The 18,731-nt window shown below is 68.0% G+C and carries 20 protein-coding genes; 12 read left to right on the top strand and 8 right to left on the bottom strand.

Annotated elements, in window-relative coordinates; translation table 11 throughout:
• Positions 1 to 145: 145 nt before the first annotated feature.
• From topA to ABIB58_RS00345, 6 genes are all read left to right on the top strand, one after another.
• On the top strand, positions 146 to 2,761 hold the full coding sequence (gene topA / locus ABIB58_RS00370; RefSeq protein ID WP_354038486.1) for a type I DNA topoisomerase: 2,616 nt from the start codon (positions 146 to 148) through the stop codon (positions 2,759 to 2,761).
• A gap of 198 nt (positions 2,762 to 2,959) precedes the next feature.
• Positions 2,960 to 4,861, top strand: coding sequence for a DNA mismatch repair endonuclease MutL (gene mutL / locus ABIB58_RS00365; protein WP_354038973.1), 1,902 nt, complete (start codon positions 2,960 to 2,962; stop codon positions 4,859 to 4,861).
• Complete coding sequence (locus ABIB58_RS00360) at positions 4,858 to 5,583, top strand: hypothetical protein (protein ID WP_354038484.1); 726 nt, start codon at positions 4,858 to 4,860, stop codon at positions 5,581 to 5,583. The genes mutL and ABIB58_RS00360 overlap by 4 nt, the downstream gene beginning before the upstream one ends.
• Entirely contained in the window at positions 5,580 to 6,083 is a 504-nt protein-coding gene (locus ABIB58_RS00355) for a PIN-like domain-containing protein (RefSeq protein ID WP_354038482.1), read from the top strand. The genes ABIB58_RS00360 and ABIB58_RS00355 overlap by 4 nt, the downstream gene beginning before the upstream one ends.
• 23 nt (positions 6,084 to 6,106) lie before the next feature.
• Positions 6,107 to 6,559, top strand: coding sequence for a low molecular weight protein-tyrosine-phosphatase (locus tag ABIB58_RS00350; protein WP_045811705.1), 453 nt, complete (start codon positions 6,107 to 6,109; stop codon positions 6,557 to 6,559).
• Positions 6,560 to 6,602: 43 nt separating this feature from the next.
• Positions 6,603 to 7,055 carry a hypothetical protein gene (locus ABIB58_RS00345; RefSeq protein WP_156146844.1) on the top strand — a complete coding sequence of 151 codons (453 nt, stop codon included), beginning with the start codon at positions 6,603 to 6,605 and terminating at the stop codon, positions 7,053 to 7,055.
• Between the two features lie 71 nt (positions 7,056 to 7,126).
• Here the strand turns inward: ABIB58_RS00345 and rsmD are convergent, their stop codons facing one another.
• From rsmD to ABIB58_RS00325, 4 genes are read right to left on the bottom strand one after another with little or no spacing between them, the layout of a single operon-like run.
• A complete protein-coding gene (rsmD, locus tag ABIB58_RS00340; protein ID WP_045811703.1) occupies positions 7,127 to 7,702 on the bottom strand; it encodes a 16S rRNA (guanine(966)-N(2))-methyltransferase RsmD in 576 nt (191 codons plus the stop codon).
• The gene (locus ABIB58_RS00335; protein WP_354038478.1) at positions 7,702 to 8,346 is read right to left on the bottom strand and encodes a TMEM175 family protein; all 645 of its coding nucleotides are present in this window, start codon (positions 8,344 to 8,346) and stop codon (positions 7,702 to 7,704) included. The genes rsmD and ABIB58_RS00335 overlap by 1 nt, the downstream gene beginning before the upstream one ends.
• Positions 8,347 to 8,375: 29 nt before the next feature.
• Positions 8,376 to 8,786: a GFA family protein gene (locus tag ABIB58_RS00330; protein ID WP_045811702.1), complete on the bottom strand. Its 411-nt coding sequence runs from the start codon at positions 8,784 to 8,786 to the stop codon at positions 8,376 to 8,378.
• Between the two features lie 23 nt (positions 8,787 to 8,809).
• A complete protein-coding gene (locus tag ABIB58_RS00325) occupies positions 8,810 to 10,351 on the bottom strand; it encodes a pseudouridine synthase (protein WP_045811701.1) in 1,542 nt (513 codons plus the stop codon).
• Between the two features lie 12 nt (positions 10,352 to 10,363).
• Between ABIB58_RS00325 and tadA the strand changes: the two genes are divergently transcribed.
• Both tadA and ABIB58_RS00315 read left to right on the top strand, forming a co-directional pair.
• Positions 10,364 to 10,822 (top strand): tRNA adenosine(34) deaminase TadA, encoded by a 459-nt coding sequence (gene tadA / locus ABIB58_RS00320; RefSeq protein WP_354038971.1) that lies wholly within the window; start codon positions 10,364 to 10,366, stop codon positions 10,820 to 10,822.
• A 50-nt stretch (positions 10,823 to 10,872) separates the two neighbouring features.
• Positions 10,873 to 11,298 (top strand): MliC family protein, encoded by a 426-nt coding sequence (locus ABIB58_RS00315; protein ID WP_084140420.1) that lies wholly within the window; start codon positions 10,873 to 10,875, stop codon positions 11,296 to 11,298.
• On the opposite strand, the gene ABIB58_RS00310 is transcribed toward ABIB58_RS00315, so the two are convergent.
• Genes ABIB58_RS00310 through ABIB58_RS00300 form a run of 3 tightly spaced genes read right to left on the bottom strand, consistent with a single transcriptional unit; the run spans position 11,295 to position 13,551 of the window.
• The gene (locus ABIB58_RS00310) at positions 11,295 to 11,882 is read right to left on the bottom strand and encodes a GNAT family N-acetyltransferase (protein ID WP_354038475.1); all 588 of its coding nucleotides are present in this window, start codon (positions 11,880 to 11,882) and stop codon (positions 11,295 to 11,297) included. The two genes, ABIB58_RS00315 and ABIB58_RS00310, sit on opposite strands and share 4 nt — an antisense overlap.
• On the bottom strand, positions 11,882 to 12,988 hold the full coding sequence (aroB, locus tag ABIB58_RS00305; protein ID WP_354038473.1) for a 3-dehydroquinate synthase: 1,107 nt from the start codon (positions 12,986 to 12,988) through the stop codon (positions 11,882 to 11,884). Before aroB ends, ABIB58_RS00310 begins: the two co-directional genes overlap by 1 nt.
• Positions 12,985 to 13,551, bottom strand: coding sequence for a shikimate kinase (locus tag ABIB58_RS00300; RefSeq protein ID WP_045811697.1), 567 nt, complete (start codon positions 13,549 to 13,551; stop codon positions 12,985 to 12,987). Before ABIB58_RS00300 ends, aroB begins: the two co-directional genes overlap by 4 nt.
• Positions 13,552 to 13,676: 125 nt before the next feature.
• Here ABIB58_RS00300 and ABIB58_RS00295 point away from each other — a divergent pair, with 125 nt between their 5' ends.
• From ABIB58_RS00295 to ABIB58_RS00280, 4 genes are all read left to right on the top strand, one after another.
• On the top strand, positions 13,677 to 14,579 hold the full coding sequence (locus ABIB58_RS00295) for a site-specific tyrosine recombinase XerD (protein ID WP_045811696.1): 903 nt from the start codon (positions 13,677 to 13,679) through the stop codon (positions 14,577 to 14,579).
• Positions 14,580 to 14,669: 90 nt separating this feature from the next.
• Entirely contained in the window at positions 14,670 to 15,617 is a 948-nt protein-coding gene (locus tag ABIB58_RS00290) for an acetyl-CoA carboxylase carboxyltransferase subunit alpha (protein WP_039247728.1), read from the top strand.
• A 166-nt stretch (positions 15,618 to 15,783) separates the two neighbouring features.
• A complete protein-coding gene (locus ABIB58_RS00285) occupies positions 15,784 to 16,335 on the top strand; it encodes a response regulator (RefSeq protein ID WP_039247653.1) in 552 nt (183 codons plus the stop codon).
• Positions 16,332 to 16,811, top strand: a complete 480-nt coding sequence (locus tag ABIB58_RS00280) for a hypothetical protein (RefSeq protein ID WP_045811695.1) — start codon at positions 16,332 to 16,334, stop codon at positions 16,809 to 16,811. The genes ABIB58_RS00285 and ABIB58_RS00280 overlap by 4 nt, the downstream gene beginning before the upstream one ends.
• On the opposite strand, the gene ABIB58_RS00275 is transcribed toward ABIB58_RS00280, so the two are convergent.
• The gene (locus ABIB58_RS00275; RefSeq protein ID WP_354038469.1) at positions 16,796 to 18,682 is read right to left on the bottom strand and encodes an ABCB family ABC transporter ATP-binding protein/permease; all 1,887 of its coding nucleotides are present in this window, start codon (positions 18,680 to 18,682) and stop codon (positions 16,796 to 16,798) included. The genes ABIB58_RS00280 and ABIB58_RS00275 overlap by 16 nt on opposite strands.
• Positions 18,683 to 18,731: the final 49 nt, after the last annotated feature.

Here is an 18,731-nt window from a genome sequence, read left to right as displayed (position 1 = left end):
CTCTGAAAGACGGATCAATCTCAGCGAGAGAGTAGCACAACTAGTTAGCATCAAAGGCACTATCTAGAGATGTAAGACAACAGGTGCGATTGACTCACGGCTCCGCTCCAACCACGTTCGCGCCCCTTCCCGAGACCGGACCGTTATGAACCTCGTCATCGTCGAGAGCCCCGCAAAGGCCAAGACCATCAATAAGTATCTGGGCTCGGACTATGAGGTCCTGGCCTCGTACGGCCACGTCCGCGATCTGCCGTCCAAGGATGGCTCGGTCCTGCCCGACGACGACTTCTCCATGCATTGGGAGGCCGACGCCAAGGGCGCCAAACGCCTGTCCGAAATCGCCGAGGCCGCCAAGCGCGCCGACCGCGTCATCCTGGCGACCGACCCCGACCGCGAAGGGGAAGCCATAAGCTGGCACGTGCTGGAGGTGCTGAACAAGAAAAAGGCGCTGAAGGACACAGAGGTCCAGCGCGTCACCTTCAACGCCATCACCAAGTCCGCCGTGCTCGACGCCATGGCCAATCCACGTCAAATCGACATGGAACTGGTCGAGGCCTATCTGGCCCGCCGCGCGCTGGACTACCTCGTCGGCTTCACCCTCTCGCCAGTCCTGTGGCGCAAGCTGCCGGGCGCCCGCTCGGCCGGCCGCGTCCAATCCGTGGCGCTGCGCATCGTCGTCGATCGCGAGATGGAGATCGAGAAGTTCCAGGCTCAGGAATACTGGTCCATCGAGGCCGACCTGAACGCCGACAGCCCGCCCTTCACCGCCCGCCTGGTCAAGCACGCCGGCAAGCGCATCCAGCGTCTGGACATCAAGGACGAGGCGACGGCTTCCGCCGCCCGCGCGGCCATCGCGGCCGGCGACTTCACCATCAATGCGGTGGAGAAGAAGCCCGTCCGACGCAATCCGGCCCCGCCCTTCACCACCTCTACCCTGCAGCAGGAGGCGGCGCGCAAGCTCGGCTTCTCGGCCCAGCGCACCATGCAGGCGGCGCAGAAACTGTATGAAGGCGTCGACGAGACCGGCGGCCTGATCACCTATATGCGGACCGACGGCGTCCAGACCACGCCCGAGGGCATCGCCCAGGCGCGCGAGGTCATCAATCAGGCGTTCGGTCCGGCCTTCGTCCCGCAGGAACCGCGCTATTACAAGACCAAGGCCAAGAATGCTCAGGAAGCGCACGAAGCGATCCGGCCGACCAACATCGCCCGCCATCCCGACAGCCTGCGCCTCGAATCCGATCTTCAGCGCCTGTATGAACTGATCTGGAAACGGATGGTCGCCTCGCAGATGGAGGCGGCCCGGATGGACCGCACCACCGTCGACATCGAGACCGCCGACGGCCAGACGGGTCTGCGCGCCACCGGCCAGGTCGTCACCTTCGACGGCTTCCTCGCCGTCTACGAGGAAGGCCGCGACGAAAAGCAGAAGGGCGCCGAAGACGACGAGAGCGACGACACCAGCCGCCTTCCCGCGCTCAAGGAAGGCGCCAAGGCCAAGGTCGACGCCATCCGCACCGACCAGCATTTCACCGAACCGCCTCCGCGCTATTCGGAAGCCACCCTGGTCAAGAAGCTGGAAGAGCTGGGCATCGGCCGCCCTTCGACCTACGCCTCGACCTTGTCGACCCTGCGCGATCGCGAATATGTCCGCGTCGACAAGAACCGCTTCTATCCCGAGGACAAGGGACGGCTGGTCACGGCCTTCCTGGAGCAGTTCTTCAGGAAGTGGGTCGAATACGACTTCACCGCCGCGCTGGAGACCCAGCTCGACGAGGTCTCGGCCGGTCAACTGGACTGGAAGGTGCTGCTGCGCAACTTCTGGCAGGACTTCCACGCCGCGACACAAGCCGCCGGCGAACTGCGCACCACCGCCATTCTGGACGCCCTCAACGAAAGCCTCGGCGCCCACATCTTCCCGGACAAGGGCGATGGCTCCGATCCGCGCGAATGCCCCCTGTGCCACCAGGGCCAGCTCAGCCTGAAGACCAGCCGCTTCGGCGCCTTCATCGGCTGCGATCGCTATCCCGAGTGCAAATACACCCGCCCCGTCGCCAGCCCCTCGGCTGAAGACGGCTCGGCCGAGAGCGGCGACCGCGAACTGGGCATCGACCCGGAAACGGGTCAGCCGGTCCAGCTGAAGATCGGCCGTTTCGGCCCCTATGTCGAAATCACTCCGCCCGAGGGCGACAAGCCCAAACGCTCGTCCCTGCCCAAGGGCTGGTCGCCTGCCTCCCTGACGCTGGACCAAGCCCTGCGCCTGCTGGCCCTGCCGCGCGAGGTCGGGGTCCACCCCGAGGACGGCAAGATGATCACGGCGGGCCTGGGCCGTTACGGCCCCTTCGTCCTGCACGCCGGCACCTACGCCAATGTCTCGGACATCGACGAAGTGTTCGAGGTCGGCCTGAACCGCGCCGTAGCCCTGCTGGCGGAAAAGCGCGCCGGTCGTCCCGGTCGCGGCGCGGCTGCGGCTCCGCTCAAGGACCTGGGCGCCCACCCGGAAACGGGCGAGCCGATCCACGTCATGGCCGGCCGCTTCGGTCCCTACGTCAAGTCCGGCAAGATCAACGCCACCCTGCCGAAAGGCACGGCGCCCGAGGACCTGACCCTGGAAGACGCCCTGCCCCTGCTCGCCGCCAAGGCCGGCGCCGCGCCCAAGAAGAAGGCGCCCGCCAAGAAGGCTGCGGCTCCGAAAAAGGCCGCCGCCAAGAAACCAGCCGCCAAGAAGGCTCCGGCGAAAAAGGCCAAGACCGCCGACTAATCCCTTCTCCCCTCGGGGGAGAAGGTGGCTCGCGGAGCGAGACGGATGAGGGGGCTGCCGGACGCCGTATCCCCCTCACCATCCAGAGGCCGAAAGAACCCCCTCATCCGAGGCCTGCGGCCCCACCTTCTCCCCCACGGGGAGAAGGACGCCTGACGCATGGCGCGAATCCCCCCCGCGCCCTATCTTCGCCTGCTCATGCCCATCCGCCGCCTTTCTCCCGAAACCGTCAACCGCATCGCCGCCGGCGAGGTGGTCGAGCGGCCGGCCAGCGCCATCAAGGAACTGGTCGAAAACGCCTTGGACGCGGGCGGCCGCAACATCGAGATCCAGGCCGACGGCGGCGGCCTGTCGCGCATCCTGATCGCCGACGACGGCAAGGGCATTCCGCGCGAGGAACTGCCGCTGGCCATCGAGCGCCACGCCACGTCCAAGCTGGAGCCGGACGACGCCGGCGACGTCGACCTGCTGCGCATCCACACCCTGGGCTTCCGGGGCGAGGCCCTGCCTTCGATCGGCTCGGTCGCCCGCCTGTCGATCACCACCCGATCGCGTGACGCAACCGACGCCTGGGCCATCACGGTCGAGGGCGGCGAGACCCGTCCCCTGGCCCCCGCCCCCTTCCCCGGCCCGCATGGCGCGCGGGTCGAGGTGCGCGACCTCTTCTACGCCACCCCCGCCCGGCTCAAGTTCATGAAGTCCGAGCGGTCCGAAGCCATGGCTATCTCCGAAGAGATCAAGCGCCAGGCCATGGCGCACGAGGCCGTCGCCTTCACCCTGTCGCTGGACGGCAAGGTCACGCTGCGCCTGCCCGCCGAACATCCGGGCGACGAAGGTCGTCTGAAGCGGCTGTCCGCCCTGCTGGGCCGCGACTTCGAGGCCAACGCCCTCTTGATCGATCAGGCGCGCGACGGGGTGCGCCTGTCCGGCTATGCAGGCCTGCCCACCTATTCACGCGGCAATGCGGCGCATCAGTATCTTTTCGTCAACGGCCGCCCGGTGAAGGACCGGCTGCTGCAAGGGGCCCTGCGCGGGGCCTACGCCGACTTCCTGGCGCGCGACCGGCACCCGGCCGCCGTCCTCTTCCTCGACATCGATCCGCTCTATGTCGATGTCAACGTCCACCCGGCCAAGGCCGAGGTCCGGTTCCGCGATCCGGCCCTGGTGCGCGGGCTGATCGTGGGCGCCTTGAGGCACGCGCTCCACGCCGCAGGCCACCGCGCCTCGACGACCGTCGCCGCCGACGCCCTATCCAGTTTTCAGGCGGGCTTCCAGCCCCATACCGGCGTCGCCTCCGGCCCCGCCTACAGCCCGAGCGCCCCGTCGGCGCAAGGCTTCAGCGGCTGGACCGGCTGGTCCCAGCCCGCCGCCGCCGCCCAGGTCCTGCCCGGCCTCAACGAACGCAGCGCCCGCGTCGAACCCAGCTGGGACGGCCCGTCATGGCCGTCGCAACCCGCCGATGCCGCCTCGATCAGTCACGAGTCACGATTCACCGCTCACGCCCCCGCCGATCCCCTTGACTACCCCCTGGGCGCCGCGCGGGGTCAGCTCCACGCCAACTATATCGTCGCCCAGACCCGCGATGGTTTGGTCATCGTCGATCAGCACGCGGCGCACGAGCGGCTGGTCTATGAGCGGATGAAGGCCCAGATGGCCGAGGGGGCCGTGACCCGCCAGGCCCTGCTGACGCCCGAAGTGGTCGATCTGGACCCCGCCGAGGCCGAACGCGTCGCCGGGCGGGCCGAGGAACTGGCCGAGATGGGCCTGATCGTCGAGGCCTTCGGCGCCGGCGCCGTTCTGGTGCGCGAGACCCCGGCCATGCTGGGCGACACGGACGTCCAGGGCCTGATCCGCGACATCGCCGATGATCTGTCCGAACACGGCCAGGCCCTGTCGCTCAAGGAACGCCTCGCCGCCATCTGCGGCACCATGGCCTGCCACGGCAGCGTCCGATCAGGCCGCGTCCTCTCGGCGCCGGAGATGAACGCCCTTCTCCGCCAGATGGAAGCCACCCCCCACTCCGGCCAATGCAACCACGGCCGCCCGACCTATGTGGAGCTGAAGCTGCACGATCTGGAGAAGCTGTTCGGGAGGAGGTGAGCACAAAAGTCCAATTGCCAACAACCCACATTGCAACGCATATGCGCTCAGAGGTAGCAGTGCACACACCATCTGACTGGATTGAGCTTGGGCGACGCGGCGCCTTCACGACAACACAAGTTGCCGTGTTGCTCGACGTCGATGCCCCTAAGGTGGCCTCCTGGCTATCGGGCATTCCACCCCTGATTAAGACCGATTTGCCTTCAGTCGCTGGCCGTCTGGCGCTTTCTTTCGATGGTTTAATCGAAGCAAGGGCGATCAATTATCTCCTTGTCGAAGGGATTTCCCGCCGAAAACTCGCTCAGGCCATGAAGGCCATGCGACAGCGTTGGAGCGACCCGCATCCTCTAGCTCGTGAACGCCAGCTGATAACTGACGGTGCCTCAGTCTTGGAACTCAAGGGCGAAAAGATCGTCGATCTTCTAACCGAAGCATACTTGCACCCCGAAGTGATCAGACCAGCTTTAGCTGGACGAGTGGTCTTCAAAAGTGGGCGTGCAGCATGGCTTGAGCCTTACCCAGAGGAAATGCCGCTCGTTCGAATTGACCCGGCGAAGGCCTTTGGACGACCCGTAATCGTCGAAGAGTCAGCGGCCATTCCTACCGAGACTTTGGCCACATCCGCAGAAGTGGACGGATTAACAGAGGCTGCCGACTGGTTCGGAGTCAGCGAAGCAGCGGTCAACCAAGCCGTTGCATTTGAACAGCGTATTGCTGCTTGACCCTTATCCGCTTCGACGAGTGCATCAATCCCCGCATCGTCGATGCTTTAAGAGCCATTAGGGTTCCGCAGAATTTCCAACTTGAGACGCCTCAGGAGCTTGCACAGCGAGGCCAGCCGGACGTCAACTGGATTGAAGAGTTCGCCGCTCGTGGCGGTCGTTTAGTAGTTTCAGGCGACGGCAATATGCGCCGTGTCCAGCTAGAACGAGCAGCCCTAGAAGCGTCTGGTCTTGTAGCCGTGTTTCCACACATGAAATGGTATGGAAGTTTGGGCAAATGGGGCCAGGCAGCGTTCTTCTTAGCTTGGTTTCCAGCCATCATGCGGCTTGCAAATGAAGCAGAAGCCGGCGCTCACTTCCGGATACCGATATCGCTAACCGGGCAATTTGAAAGTCTGGAGCAGTTGAAGTCTCTTGCAGAGATCGAACGGGAACGAGAAGAAAAGGCAGCTAAACGAGAAGCTGCCCGACAAGCTCAACCTGACGACACTAACGACTGAGCCAAAGCGCCTCGACAAACCCCATGCCCTCCGTCCTCTTCGTCTGCCTCGGCAACATCTGTCGCTCGCCTCTCGCCGAGGCCGCCCTGCGCGCTGAGGCGGAGCGGCTGCACCTTGACCTAATCGTCGATTCCGCCGGGACCGGGGACTGGCATGCGGGCGAGCCGCCCGACCCGAGGGCGCAGGCGACGGCGCGGCGGCATGGGGTCGAGATTTCGGGGTTGAAGGCGCGGCAGGTGACGCAGGCGGACTTTCGCCGTTTCACCCATGTGATCGCCCTGGACCACGAGAACCTGAAGAACCTGCGCCGCCTGCGGCCCGACGACGCGACCGCCGAGCTCAGCCTGCTGCTCGACCACGTCCCCGGCCGCGAGGGTCAGGCCGTCGCCGACCCCTATTTCGGCGACGACGACGGATTCGAAATCACCTGGGCCGAGGTGACGGCCGCCGCGCGCGGCCTGGTCGCCAAACTCTGATCCACGTCCGCATCTGACGTAGCGCCGGTCTATGGCTGGGATCATGACCGAGCCCTATCGCATCCGTGAAGCCGCCATCTGGGCCCAGGCCCGCACCGACTATCTGTCGGGTCTCAGCGCCGAGGCCGTGTGTCGTCGCCACGACCTAGGCCTGTCCGCCTTTCGCCGCCGCGCCCGCAAATACGGCTGGCGGCGCAGCGATCAGGTCGAACCGCCGCCCGGAGAGCTGGACCTGAACGTCTATTCCGACCTGGACATGGACGACCTGGCCCGCACCGCGCGCCTGCGCTTCGCCGAGGCGGTCGAGGGCGGGCGCGCGTCGGACGCCCGCCGCTGGCGCGCCCTGGCCGACGATTTGACCCGCGAGGCCCGCGCCTTCGACCGGGACTTCTTCCGGGGCATGAGCCGCGAGGAGGTGGCCGCCTCGATGGAAAACATGCGGCGCGAGATCGAGGAAGAAGACGAGGCCCTGCTGGGGCCGCCGCCCGAGGACTGAGGCCGTTGCGACCCTCTCGCAAAAATCTGCACGAAAGTGCACTGTGAAAACGCACAGTGCACATTTTCCGCTCAGGCGGCGGGGTCCGCCACCTTCAGAAAAAGCACCCGCGCCGCACCGTAATCGCGCGCGTCCAGCCGCTGATAGCCGGGGGTGTCGATCTCCGGCTCGTCCGACCCGCGCTCGAACACCACCAGGGCGCCGGGCTTGAGCCAGCTGCCCTCGAGCAACCGCGCCAGCGTCTGTTCCCCCAGCCCCTTGCCATAGGGCGGGTCCAGAAACGCCAGGTCGAACGCCTCAGCGATGGGGCCGGGCCGCAATCCCAGGTCCGTCGCGCTCCGGCGATGCACCCGCGTGCGTCCCATTAGCCCATAGGCGTCGGCGTTCTCGCGGATCGCGCCGCGCGCCCCGTCGTCCGTCTCGACGAACAGGCAGAAGCCCGCCCCCCGGCTGACCGCCTCGAACCCCAGGGCGCCCGAACCGGCGTACAGGTCGATGACCCGCAGGCCTTGCAGGCTCTCGCCCCAGGCGGCGTGTTCCAGCACGTTGAACACGGCCTGGCGCGCGCGGTCCGAGGTCGGGCGCGTGCCCTGCCCCTCCGGCGCGACGATGGCCCGGCCCTTCAGGCTTCCGGCGACGATCCGCATCAGGCCGCTCCGCCAAAGCGGCGTCCGACCCAGACCCGGCCGGCGATCAGCAGGCCCAGCGCCAGCGCCGTCACGGCCGCCAGCAGCCCCACGCCCCGCGCCATCAGGAAGAAGCTCAGCGCGCAGGCCAGTCCCGGCATCAGGGCATGGGTCACGACCACCGTGGCGCGCACCGCCCAATGCGGCCGCGGCCGGATCGCATCGGTGACGAAGGCGGCCCAGCCATAGGCGCCGGCGTGCATCACCCCGACCAGCGCCACCAGGCTCAGATAGATCCACGCCCCCTCGCCGTTGCGCGGCTGTTCGTAGAGCAGGGTCGTGGCGAACGGCATCAGCACCACCCCGGCCAGGGCCAACATGTTGAATAGCATCACCCCGTTGCTGAACCCGGTCATGCGGGCGAACACTCGCCGGTGCGTGTTCCAGAAGACGCCGATGATGGCGAAGCTCAGCGCAAAGGCGGTGAACATCGGCCACCGCTCGGCCCAAAGTGTCGCCCACTGTCCGTTCCAGCCTTCGGGCACATGCAGTTCGATGGCCAGCAGGGTGATGGCGATGGCGAACACCCCGTCCGAGAACAGCAGCAGCCGCTCCAGGCTGTGATCGCCCTTCGCCGGGCTCAGGTCCGCTGTCGTCGTCGTCATCGCCATTCCCCCTGTCGCAACCCTTGGCGTCAATCCTGCGGCGGCGCGAACTGCGCCCATAGCTCGTCCGTCGTCAGGCGCGGCCGTTCGCCCGCCAGCGCATAGGTCGCCGGCTTGCTCTCGATGCAGAATTCGTCTTCAAGGGTGAAGACCGATGGATCGTCGAACGCCTGGGCCGAGACCATGGTGATCGCCCCATCGTTGGATCGCCAGAACAGGCCCGTCCCGCAGGCGGGACAGAACTGCCGCGTCGCCCATTCGGACGAGACATAGGTCGCCACCTCGCCCTGGACCACGACGCTGTCGCCGCAGTCCACGCTGAACAGGATGCCGCCCGACTGCCGCCGGCAGGTCGGACAGTGGCAGGCGTGCATCCCGCCGTTCGGCGTCGCGGTGAAGGTGACGGCGCCGCACAGGCACCGCCCGGTCGAAATCGTCATCGCTCAGTCCTCGTCGGCGATCCTCAGCGGGGCGTGCGCGGCTTGCCGCCTGGCCCGCGTCCGCTCGTTCCGGACGGACCGGCCGGCTTGCCGCCGCCGCCCGTGCGAGGCTTGAAGTCGCGGCCGCCGCTCGGCTTTCCGCCAGGACCGCCTACGCGAGGGCCGGAACCCGTGCGTCCCGTCGGCTTGGCGCCGGGCTTGCCGCGCCGATCGTCGATGAACTGGTCGTCGCGCGGCTTGAAGGCGCGCTTGGGCCGATCTCCATCCTCACGCGCCGGACGATCACCGGCGGGCGCCGTCCGCTCGCGCGGCTTGAAGCTCTTGGAATGTTCGAACTTCGGCTTGGCCTTGGCCCAGCCGTCCTTCTTGGGCGGACGCTCGCGGCGCTCGACCGCATCCGCCTGGGCCGTTTCGGCGGCGCGGACGCGGCTAGGCTTGCGCGACGGATCCGACATGGCCGAACCCGACCGGCCCTTGACGATGGGCGTCGAGACCCGACGGCCGGGTATGGGCGCGGGCGTCTCGACGGTGTTGCCGGTCGGCAGGTTCTCGGGGCGGATGTAATCGGCCAGCAGCTCGCGAATCACGCGCGGCCCGACCTCTTCCACCGACCCGACCGGCAGCACGTCCAGGCGGAACGGGCCGTAAGCCAGGCGGATCAGCCGGTTGACCGTCAGGCCGACGGACTCCAGCACCTTTCGAACTTCGCGGTTCTTGCCCTCGGTGATCGACACCGAGATCCACAGGTTCGCCGGCGCCTTGCCGTCTTCGGACTTGGACTCCTTGGCCTTGTCCAACTTGGCCTCGATGGGACCATAGGAGACGCCGTCCACGACCACGCCGTCCTTCAGCGCGTCCAACTGCTCCTGGGTGATCTTGCCCCGCGCCCGCGCCCGGTACTGACGCACCAGCGAGGTCGAAGGCAGCTCCAGCGCCCGGCTCAGCTCGCCGTCGTTGGTCAGCAGCAGCAGGCCTTCGGTCGCCAGATCGAGCCGTCCGACCGAGATCACGCGCGGCAGACCGGCCGGCAGGGCGTCGAACACCGTCGGGCGGCCCGTCGGATCGCTGTGGCTGGTCAACAGGCCCGCCGGCTTGTGATAGCGCCAGACGCGCGTCGCCTGGGTCGAACCGATGGGCTTGCCGTCCACAGTGATCACGTCGTCGCGCGTCACCAGCGTCGCGGGCGTATCCAGGATGCGGCCGTTGACCGCCACCTTGCCCAGGCCGATCAGCCGTTCGACCTCGCGGCGCGAGGCGATGCCGGCGCGCGCCATGGTCTTGGCGATTCGCTCGGCGCGTAGAGGCGTCTCAGGCGTCTTGGACTTGCCGTCCTTGCCCCCCTTGTCGGTGCGGGGCCGGTCGCTGCGCGGCTTGTCGCTGCGTTGGCGGTCGGCCTTGTCGCCGAACCGCTTGGCGCCGTCTTCGCGAGGGCCGCGCGGCTTGTCGCCGAATGATCTCGTCCCGTCGCCGCTCTTGCGGGGACCGGAAGATTTAAAGGGCCGGGGCGACCGTTCGTCTTGACGGGCGCGGGGCTTCTTGTCGTTGTCGTCTGTATGGCGGACCATGATGAGCGGTTCATGCGCATGGCGCTGGACCAAGCGCAAGCGGCGGCGGACGCAGGAGAGGTGCCCGTGGGCGCAATTCTTGTCGATCCTGCCTCTGGTGAAGTAATTTCGACCGGCGCCAACGGTCCGATTGCGGCTCGCGACCCCACCGCCCATGCCGAGATCGTCGCCATGCGGCGCGCGGCGACGGCGCTGGACAACTACCGCCTGACCGGCTTGACCCTCTATGTGACGCTGGAGCCGTGCGCCATGTGCGCCGGCGCCATCAGCCACGCCCGCATCGGCCGCGTCGTTTGGGCGGCCGACGATCCCAAGGGCGGCGCCGTCATCCACGGCCCGCGCCTGTTCGAACAACCCACATGCCACTGGCGTCCCAGCACGGACTCAGGCCTTCTGGCGGACGAGGCGTCGTCGCTGCTCAAATCCTTCTTCCGTCAAAGACGGGGAACGGCGACAGGCGGCGCACGTTAGAACGCCGCGAAAAGCTGCGCCGTTGGGCGGGGCCGTGGAGGGAAAAGACCTTGTTCAAGCCGGATCTGCCGCAGTCGATCGTGTTCAGCGGCCTGGCCGCCCTGGCCCTCCTCACCGCTTGCGGCGCCGATCCCGACAAGGCGCCGCGCACTGGCGACGAGGTCAAGGAACGCGCCATCGAGGCCCAGACCGCCCGCCAGCGCACCGGCGCCGAAATCCAGGACCGCACCCTGAACCGCGTCGTCCACACCGTTTATCTTTGCGACAATGGCGAGCGCCTGTCGGTCGATTTCGACAACCCGCGCCAGATGGCCACCATCCGCAACTCTTCCGGCGAAGCCATCGACCTGTATCAGGAGCGCGCCGCCGACGGCATCTGGTACCGCGCCTCCAATGTCGAACTGCGCGGCAAGGGCGTCCTCGCCACCTGGTCCGTCGAAGGCCGCCAGCCGACGGAATGCCGGGCGGTGGACTAATCGAAGGCCGCTAACCGCCGGTCCAGCGTCTGGCGCACTTCCGCCCAGTCGTCGTCGATGACCGCGAACACCGCCGTATCGCGCGCCCGGCCGGTCCAGGTGATCTTGTGCTTGCGCAGCACGCCTTCGGCCTTGGCGCCCAGCTTCAGGATGGCGGCCTGGCTGTGGGCGTTGACGGCGTCGGTGATGATTTCGACCCGAACCGCGCCCGCGTCGAAGGCATGACCGAGCAACAGCCGCTTGCAGGCCGGGTTGATCGCCCCGCCGCGCGCCTCGGGCCGATAGAAGGTCGAGCCGATCTCGCAGCGGCGATAGGCCGGGTTGATCTCATACAGGCTGGTCGTCCCGACCACCGCCCCGTCCGAGCGCCGCCGCACCGCATAGGCGATCCGCGTCTGCGCCTGCATCGCCGCCTGCGCGGCATTCCACCAGACCTCGAAATGATCGCCATAGGCCGGCGCGACCATGATGTCCCAGGCCTCAGGATCGCAATCCAGCGCGGCCTTGACCTCGGCTTTCAGTCCTTCCTCGAACGGCTCCAGCCGCACGAACCGGTCCTCCAGCGGCACCGCGGCGATACGCATCACGCGGTCGCGCCTTCCGCGATCAGGAAGGCCTGTACCTTGGCCGCATCCACGCCCTTGGCGACGAAGGCGTGGCCGATGCCGCGCGACAGGATCAGGGTCAGCGCCCCGCCCTCGGCCTTCTTGTCGCCCGCCATCAGGGCCAGCAGACGGTCGGCCGCGAACGATCCCGCCTGATCCAGCCGCGTCGGCAGACCCGCCGCCGCGACCACCGCCTCGACCCGTTCGACATCGGCGGCTGAACACAGCCCTTCGCGCGCCGAATACCGGAAGGCCATGCAGCAGCCCAAGGCGACCGCCTCGCCGTGCGCCAGCGCCCCTTCGTCGAAACCGACCTCGGTCTCGATCGCATGGCCGAAAGTGTGGCCCAGATTCAGCAGGGCGCGCCGCCCCGCCTCCTTCTCGTCCTCGCCGACCACCGCGCTCTTGATCTCGACCGAGCGGATCACCGCCCGTTCCAGCGCCGCCGGATCGCCCTTGGCGCCCGCAGCCCCCTCGCCCGCCAGCCAGTCGAAGAAGGCCGCGTCGCAGATCAGCCCGTGCTTCAGCACCTCGGCCCAGCCGGACCTCACCTGGCGTTCCGGCAGCGTCGCCAGCACGTCGATGTCCGCCAGCACCAGACGCGGCTGATGAAAGGCGCCGACCAGGTTTTTGCCGCGCGGCGTGTCGATGGCCGTCTTGCCGCCGACGGAGGAATCGACCTGGGCCAGCAAGGTCGTCGGGATCTGCACGAAGTCGATGCCGCGCATGAACAGGGCCGCCGCCAGGCCGGCCAGATCGCCGACAACACCACCGCCCAAGGCGATGACCACGTCCTTGCGGTCCAGCCCAATCTCCAGCAGCCGGTCCAGCACGCGCTCCAGCTCGGCGAAGGATTTGGAGCCCTCGCCTACCGGCACCGCCACGATCTCGCTAGTCACGCCCGCCGCCGTCAGCGACGCGGTCAGGGTCTCTGCGTGGATCGCCGCCACCGTCTCGTCGGTGACGATGACCGTCCGCCCCTTGGCCAGCGGCGCGATGCGTGCGCCCGCCTGCGCCAGCAGCCCGCGTCCCACCACGACGTCATAAGCGGCAAAGGCCCCGCCGCTGACCGGAATGATCGTCATTGCGGGGTCTCCGTGCGTCGTCTCTGGCGCCAGTGTCGGCGCAGGTTCTTGTGAATGGCGTCCACCGCCTGGCCGTGCGAGCCCTGCCCGACGTCCACGGCCACATCGGCCTCGCCGTAGATGGGATAGCGCGCCTCGGCCAGGCCCGTCAGAACCTCCAGCGGATCCTTGCCCCGCAGCAGGGGCCGCGTGTCGCGCCGCGCCACCCGCTCCGCGATGACCGCCAGATCGGCCCTCAGCCAGACCGTGTCGGCCTTGGCCTTCAGCAGCGCCCGCGTCTCCGGGTTCATCATCGCCCCGCCGCCGGTCGCCAGCACGATGGGCGGCCCCTCCAGCAGACGGCGGATCACCCGCGCCTCGCCCGCGCGGAACTCGGCCTCGCCCAGGGCGGCGAAGATTTCCGACACCGTCATCCCGGCCGCCGACTCGATCTCCACATCCCCGTCCGCGAACGGCAGTCGCAGCCGATTGGCCAGCCGACGACCCACCGACGATTTGCCCACCCCCATCAGGCCGACCAGGGCTATGGTGCGGGTCGGACCCGGATTCGCGCGCCGCCTCATCCGGCGGCTCCGGCGGAACGGTCGGTCGAGAGGAAGGCGAAGGCGGCGGCGCGGGCAGGCATGATCCAGAAAACCTCTACACCAAGCCTGACCTTGCGCCAGTCGTTCAGGCTGCGGATCGCCGCATGACGCCCCAGATCGAGGCGTTTCTGGAGATGATGGCGGTCGAACGCGACGCCTCGCCCCATACGCTGTCCGCCTATGGCCGCGATCTGGCGGACGCGGAGACGGCGCTGTCGGACGCCGGCGGGCTGATGAAGGCGGACGCCGAGGCGGTCGAGGCCTGGTTCGCGGACCTGTCGCGGCGCGGTCTGTCCGCCGCCACCGCCGCCCGTCGCCGCTCCTCCGCGCGCCAGTTCTACCGCTTCGCCCTGGCCGAGGGGTGGCGCACCGACGATCCGTCACGCCGTCTCGACGCCCCCAAACAGGGCCGGTCGCTGCCGAAGGTGTTGAGCCGCGCCGAGATCGACGCCCTGCTGGCCGCCTCGGCCGCCCGCGATGCGGCGGCGGGCCTGCGCCTGGTCGCCCTTGTCGAGATGGCCTACGCCTCCGGCCTGCGGGTGTCCGAACTGCTGGGGCTCAAAGTCGAGGCCGTTCGGCGCGACCCCGCCTATCTGATCGTGCGCGGCAAGGGCGGCAAGGAACGGCTCGCGCCCCTGAACACCGCCGCCCGCGAAGCGATCAAGGCCTGGCTCGTCGCGCGCGACGCGAAGCGCAAGCCTGAGGCGCCCGACAGTCCCTGGCTCTTCCCCTCCTCCGGCCGCACCGGCCATCTGACCCCACGCCGTTTCGCCCAGTTGCTGGACGACGCGGCGATCACGGCCGGCATCGACCCCGCCCGCGTCAGCCCCCACGTCCTGCGCCACGCCTTCGCCACCCACCTGCTGGAAGGCGGCGCGGATCTGCGCGTCGTCCAAACCCTGCTAGGCCACGTCGATATCGCCACCACCCAGATCTACACCCACGTCGCCACCGATCGCCTGGCCCAGGTCGTCCACCAAAACCACCCCTTGGCGCGCGACGACTGAACCCCCGCTTGCCCGGCGGCGTTGACCTCTCTAGGTTCGCGCGCCTTCCCCAAGGGCGCTTTCGCCCGTTTGCAGTTCCCGGACGCCTTGATGGCCACGCACTATCTCGACTTCGAAAAGCCGATCGCCGATCTGGAAGCCAAGATCGAGGAGCTGTCGCTGCTGGCCGACACCTCGGGCGACATCGACCATGAGATCGAGGGCCTGCGCAAAAAGGCCGACCAACTGCGCAAGAAGACCTACGCCGGCCTCGACCCCTGGATGAAGACCCAGGTCGCGCGTCATCCGCAGCGCCCGCACTTCATCGATTATGTCCAGAGCCTGTTCACCGACTGGAACGAGCTGCACGGCGACCGTCAGTTCGGCGACGACCAGGCCATCCTGGGCGGTCTGGCCCGGTTCCGCGGCCGGCCCGTCGTCATCATGGGCCACGAAAAGGGCCACGACACCGCGACCCGCATCACCCACAACTTCGGCATGGCGCGGCCCGAGGGCTATCGCAAGGCTGTGCGCCTGATGGACATGGCCGAGCAGTTCGGCCTGCCGGTCCTCAGCTTCATCGACACCGCCGGCGCCTATCCGGGCCTGGGCGCCGAGGAGCGCGGCCAGGCCGAGGCCATCGCCCGCTCGACCGAGCGCTGCCTGACCCTGGGCGTGCCCTCCATCGCCACCATCACGGGCGAAGGCGGCTCGGGCGGCGCCATCGCCATCGCCGCAGCCAGCCGCGTGCTGATGCTGGAACACTCCATCTATTCGGTCATCTCGCCCGAGGGCGCCGCCGGCATCCTGTGGCGCGACGGCGCGCGGGCCAAGGACGCGGCCATGGCGATGAAGATCACCGGCCCGGACCTGATGCAGCTGAAGATCGTCGATCGCCTGATCGATGAGCCTGTCGGCGGCGCACATACCGATCGCGACACGGCCATGGCCAATGTCGGCGACGTGCTGGCCGAAGAGCTGAAGGGCTTCGACGGCCTGACGCCGCAGCAGATCAAGAAGCGTCGCGCGGATCGCTTCTACGCTATCGGCGCCCTCTGACGCCCGGTCGCTCTGACGCCCGGTCGCTCTGACGCCCGGCCGCTCCGGCGACCAGCGTTAACGCAGCATCCACCCTCGTCTGCCAAGCTCGGCGCTTCGTTCAGGGGCATCGGGGTTTGCGACCGGCCATGAGTTCAGCGGCGCGACAGACGGGGGCCTTTGCGCCATGAGCGGCGGCGAGTCCCTGCGTGAAAGCGCCGTCTTCAACCTGGCCGGGGCGATCACGATGATCGTCGACGATTCGCCGTTCTCCCTGACCCTGACGTCCAACGCCCTGACCGGTTTCGGCATCCGACCCACCTATGCGTGCGGCACGGGTATGGAAGCCAAGAAGCTGCTGACCGACAAGCCCGTCGATCTGCTGGTCGTCGATACCGACATGCCCGACATCGACGGGTTCGAACTGGTGCGCTGGCTGCGCCGCTCCGGCCCCAATCCCAACGCCTTCACCCCCGTCATCATGACCGCCAGCCACATTCGTCGCGGGCGCGTCGCCGAGGCGCGAGACTGCGGCGCCAACTTCGTCGTCACCAAGCCCTTCAGCCCGGCGCTTCTGCTGGAGCGCATCCTGTGGGTGGCGCGCGACAGCCGGCCCTTCCTGGAGGTCGGGGACTATTTGGGGCCGGATCGCCGGTTCCGGCACACCGGCTATGAAGGCGTGGAACGCCGCGCCGACATGATTCGCAAGGCGAAGGGGATGGAGAGTCTGGCCCTATGACCGTCATCACCCACACTCAGCGCAAGTCGCGCCTGGCAGAGATGCTGGATCGCCCCGGCGGCGTCAGCGTCGGGGTCGCCCTGGCCCAGGCCCGCGCCAATCTGGACGGACTTCAGGATCAGGCCCGCGCCATCATCGGCGACAATATCGCGGCCCTGCTGGCCAAGCCCGATCCGAACCTGATCGAGCCGATGCGGCTGGACCTGGCCTATTCCGCCTCCAGCCAGATCATCGACGCCGCCAGCCCGTTCGAGATGGACGACCTGTGCACGGCGGCCAAGGGCCTGTGCGACCTGCTGGACGCCGCGCCGCGTCAGGGCGGTTTCGACTGGCGCATCGCCACGGTCCATGCCCAGGCGATGAAGCTGTTGCTGGCGCTGCCGCCGCAAGAGCAGGCCGCGCGGACCGCCATCCTGACGAACCTGCACGAGGTTCTGAGAAAGAAGCTCCCGACCGCCGATCAGTCGGCCATCTGAGGCGTCTTGCCGCCGCGCGTCTGTTTGCGCCACAGCGCCGCGTATTCCCCGCCTTGTCGGGCCACCAGTTCGTGGTGACCGCCGCGTTCGACGATCCGCCCGGCCTTCAGCACCAGAATCTGGTCCGCGTCCGCCACGGTCGACAGCCAGTGTGCGACCACCAGGGTCGTGCGGCCGTTCCTGGCCTTGCGCAGCGTCTTCTGGATCGCGGCCTCGGTGCGGCTGTCCAGGGCGCTGGTCGCCTCGTCCAGGATCAGGATGCACGGATCGGCCAGCAGGGCGCGGGCGATGCCCACTCGCTGACGTTCGCCGCCAGACAGCTTCAGCCCCCGTTCGCCGACCTTGGTCTGCATGCCGTCCGGCAAGCCGCGAATGAAGTCGGCCAGTTCCGCCGCCTCCGAGGCCGCCCACACCTGCGCCTCATCCGCCTCTGGCCGGGCGAAGGCGATGTTGGCGGCCAGGGTGTCGTTGAAAAGCGCCACATCCTGCGGCACCAGCGCCACCGCCGACCGCAGCGAGGCTTGGGTCACCTCGCGCGCATCATGGCCGTCGATCAGCACGCGCCCTTCCTGCGGATCGAGCAGGCGCAGCGCCAGTTTGACGATGGTGGACTTGCCCGCGCCAGAGGGCCCGACCAGCGCCGTCGTCGTGCCCGGCGCGGCGTAGAAGCTGACGTCCTCCAGCCCATTGGCCCGCGCGTCGTGGCGGAAGCCGACGGCCTCGAACGCCACCGACGCCCCGCGCGCATCGACCGGCCGCGGGAGCGCGACGGCGTTCGGCGCATCGGCGACCTGCGGCGTCTGTCGCGTCACCTTCAGCATCTCCTCCATGTCGATGAAGGACTGACGGATCTCCCGATAGGCGAAGCCCAGGATGTTCAGCGGCGCATACAGCGAGATCATGATCAGCACCGCCGCCGTCACGTCGCCCGGTCCCATTCTTCCGGCCGCCGCCTCGAACCCGGCCATCACCGCCATGACGCCCAAGCCCAGGTTCATCACCAGGGCCTGCATCCCGTTCAGCATGTTCAGCGAACTGTTGGCCTTCAGCGACGCCTCGGCATAATCGCCCAGCGCGCGATCATAGGTCTGGGCCGCGCGCGTTTCGGCCCCGAACGACTTGACCGTCTCATAATTTAGTAGAGCGTCGACCGAGACGCCGGCGGCTTCGGAATCGGCCGCATTCATGATCCGGCGATGCTCCAGCCGCCAGTTGGACATGGCGAAGGTGGCGGCGGTGTAGATGACGACCACGACCACCGCGACGGCGGCGAAACGCCAGTCGTATTTTGCCCCCAGCACCCCGGCTGCCAGCACCAGCTCCACCCCCGTCGGAACCAGGTTGAAGGCGAGGATGCGCAGCAGGAAATCGACCGCGCGCGATCCCCGATCCATCGTTCGCGACAGGGCGCCGGAGCGTTTGGTCTGGTGAAAATCCAGCGACAGGCTCAGCGCATGAGCAAAGGCCTCGGCCGCCGTTGCGCGCTGGGCGGCGGCGCGCACCGGCGCGAACACCACGTCCGACACCAGGGGCGAGGCCGCCGATAGAAACCGCACGAGGGCCCAACCGATGGCGAAGGCTGCAAAGCCCAGGCCGACGGCGGTCGCCGCACCCTGCCCCGCCGCCAGACGGTTGACCGCCGCGCCCAGCACCAGCGGCGCCAAGACGCCCAGCCCCTTGCCCGCCAGCGTCAGCAGAATGGCCGAGATTAGCCGCAGTTTCAGGTGCGGCGCGCCGGATCTAGCCACCAGCCGCGCAAGGTCCGCCAGCGCCGCCAGCGTCGGGGGTCCGTCCGTCTTGTCCTGTGGGCTCCCTGCCTGCTGCGCCTTGACCATCGGATCACGCCTGCCGCCGGAGCGTTCGCCTCGCATCGCCATGATCCGCATATGGAAAGCCAATGCGACAGGGGAAAGGCCACGC

It is taken from the genome of Brevundimonas sp. UYEF29 (assembly GCF_040546195.1).
In the GTDB taxonomy this organism is placed as follows: Bacteria; Pseudomonadota; Alphaproteobacteria; order Caulobacterales; family Caulobacteraceae; genus Brevundimonas; species Brevundimonas huaxiensis.
This window is presented reverse-complemented; position numbering and strand designations above follow the sequence as displayed.

Coding starts and splice junctions, on each gene's coding strand:
- mutL (WP_354038973.1), top strand. CDS start 2,960: ATGCCCATCCGCCGCCTTTCTCCCGAAACCGTCAACCGCATCGCCGCC.
- ABIB58_RS00275 (WP_354038469.1), bottom strand. CDS start 18,682: ATGCGAGGCGAACGCTCCGGCGGCAGGCGTGATCCGATGGTCAAGGCG.
- rsmD (WP_045811703.1), bottom strand. CDS start 7,702: ATGCGGATCGTCGCCGGAAGCCTGAAGGGCCGGGCCATCGTCGCGCCG.
- ABIB58_RS00290 (WP_039247728.1), top strand. CDS start 14,670: ATGGCCACGCACTATCTCGACTTCGAAAAGCCGATCGCCGATCTGGAA.
- ABIB58_RS00295 (WP_045811696.1), top strand. CDS start 13,677: ATGACGCCCCAGATCGAGGCGTTTCTGGAGATGATGGCGGTCGAACGC.
- ABIB58_RS00325 (WP_045811701.1), bottom strand. CDS start 10,351: ATGGTCCGCCATACAGACGACAACGACAAGAAGCCCCGCGCCCGTCAA.
- ABIB58_RS00310 (WP_354038475.1), bottom strand. CDS start 11,882: ATGCGTATCGCCGCGGTGCCGCTGGAGGACCGGTTCGTGCGGCTGGAG.
- ABIB58_RS00345 (WP_156146844.1), top strand. CDS start 6,603: ATGACCGAGCCCTATCGCATCCGTGAAGCCGCCATCTGGGCCCAGGCC.
- topA (WP_354038486.1), top strand. CDS start 146: ATGAACCTCGTCATCGTCGAGAGCCCCGCAAAGGCCAAGACCATCAAT.
- ABIB58_RS00335 (WP_354038478.1), bottom strand. CDS start 8,346: ATGACGACGACGACAGCGGACCTGAGCCCGGCGAAGGGCGATCACAGC.
- aroB (WP_354038473.1), bottom strand. CDS start 12,988: ATGACGATCATTCCGGTCAGCGGCGGGGCCTTTGCCGCTTATGACGTC.
- ABIB58_RS00300 (WP_045811697.1), bottom strand. CDS start 13,551: ATGAGGCGGCGCGCGAATCCGGGTCCGACCCGCACCATAGCCCTGGTC.
- ABIB58_RS00280 (WP_045811695.1), top strand. CDS start 16,332: ATGACCGTCATCACCCACACTCAGCGCAAGTCGCGCCTGGCAGAGATG.
- ABIB58_RS00330 (WP_045811702.1), bottom strand. CDS start 8,786: ATGACGATTTCGACCGGGCGGTGCCTGTGCGGCGCCGTCACCTTCACC.
- ABIB58_RS00350 (WP_045811705.1), top strand. CDS start 6,107: ATGCCCTCCGTCCTCTTCGTCTGCCTCGGCAACATCTGTCGCTCGCCT.
- tadA (WP_354038971.1), top strand. CDS start 10,364: ATGCGCATGGCGCTGGACCAAGCGCAAGCGGCGGCGGACGCAGGAGAG.
- ABIB58_RS00285 (WP_039247653.1), top strand. CDS start 15,784: ATGAGCGGCGGCGAGTCCCTGCGTGAAAGCGCCGTCTTCAACCTGGCC.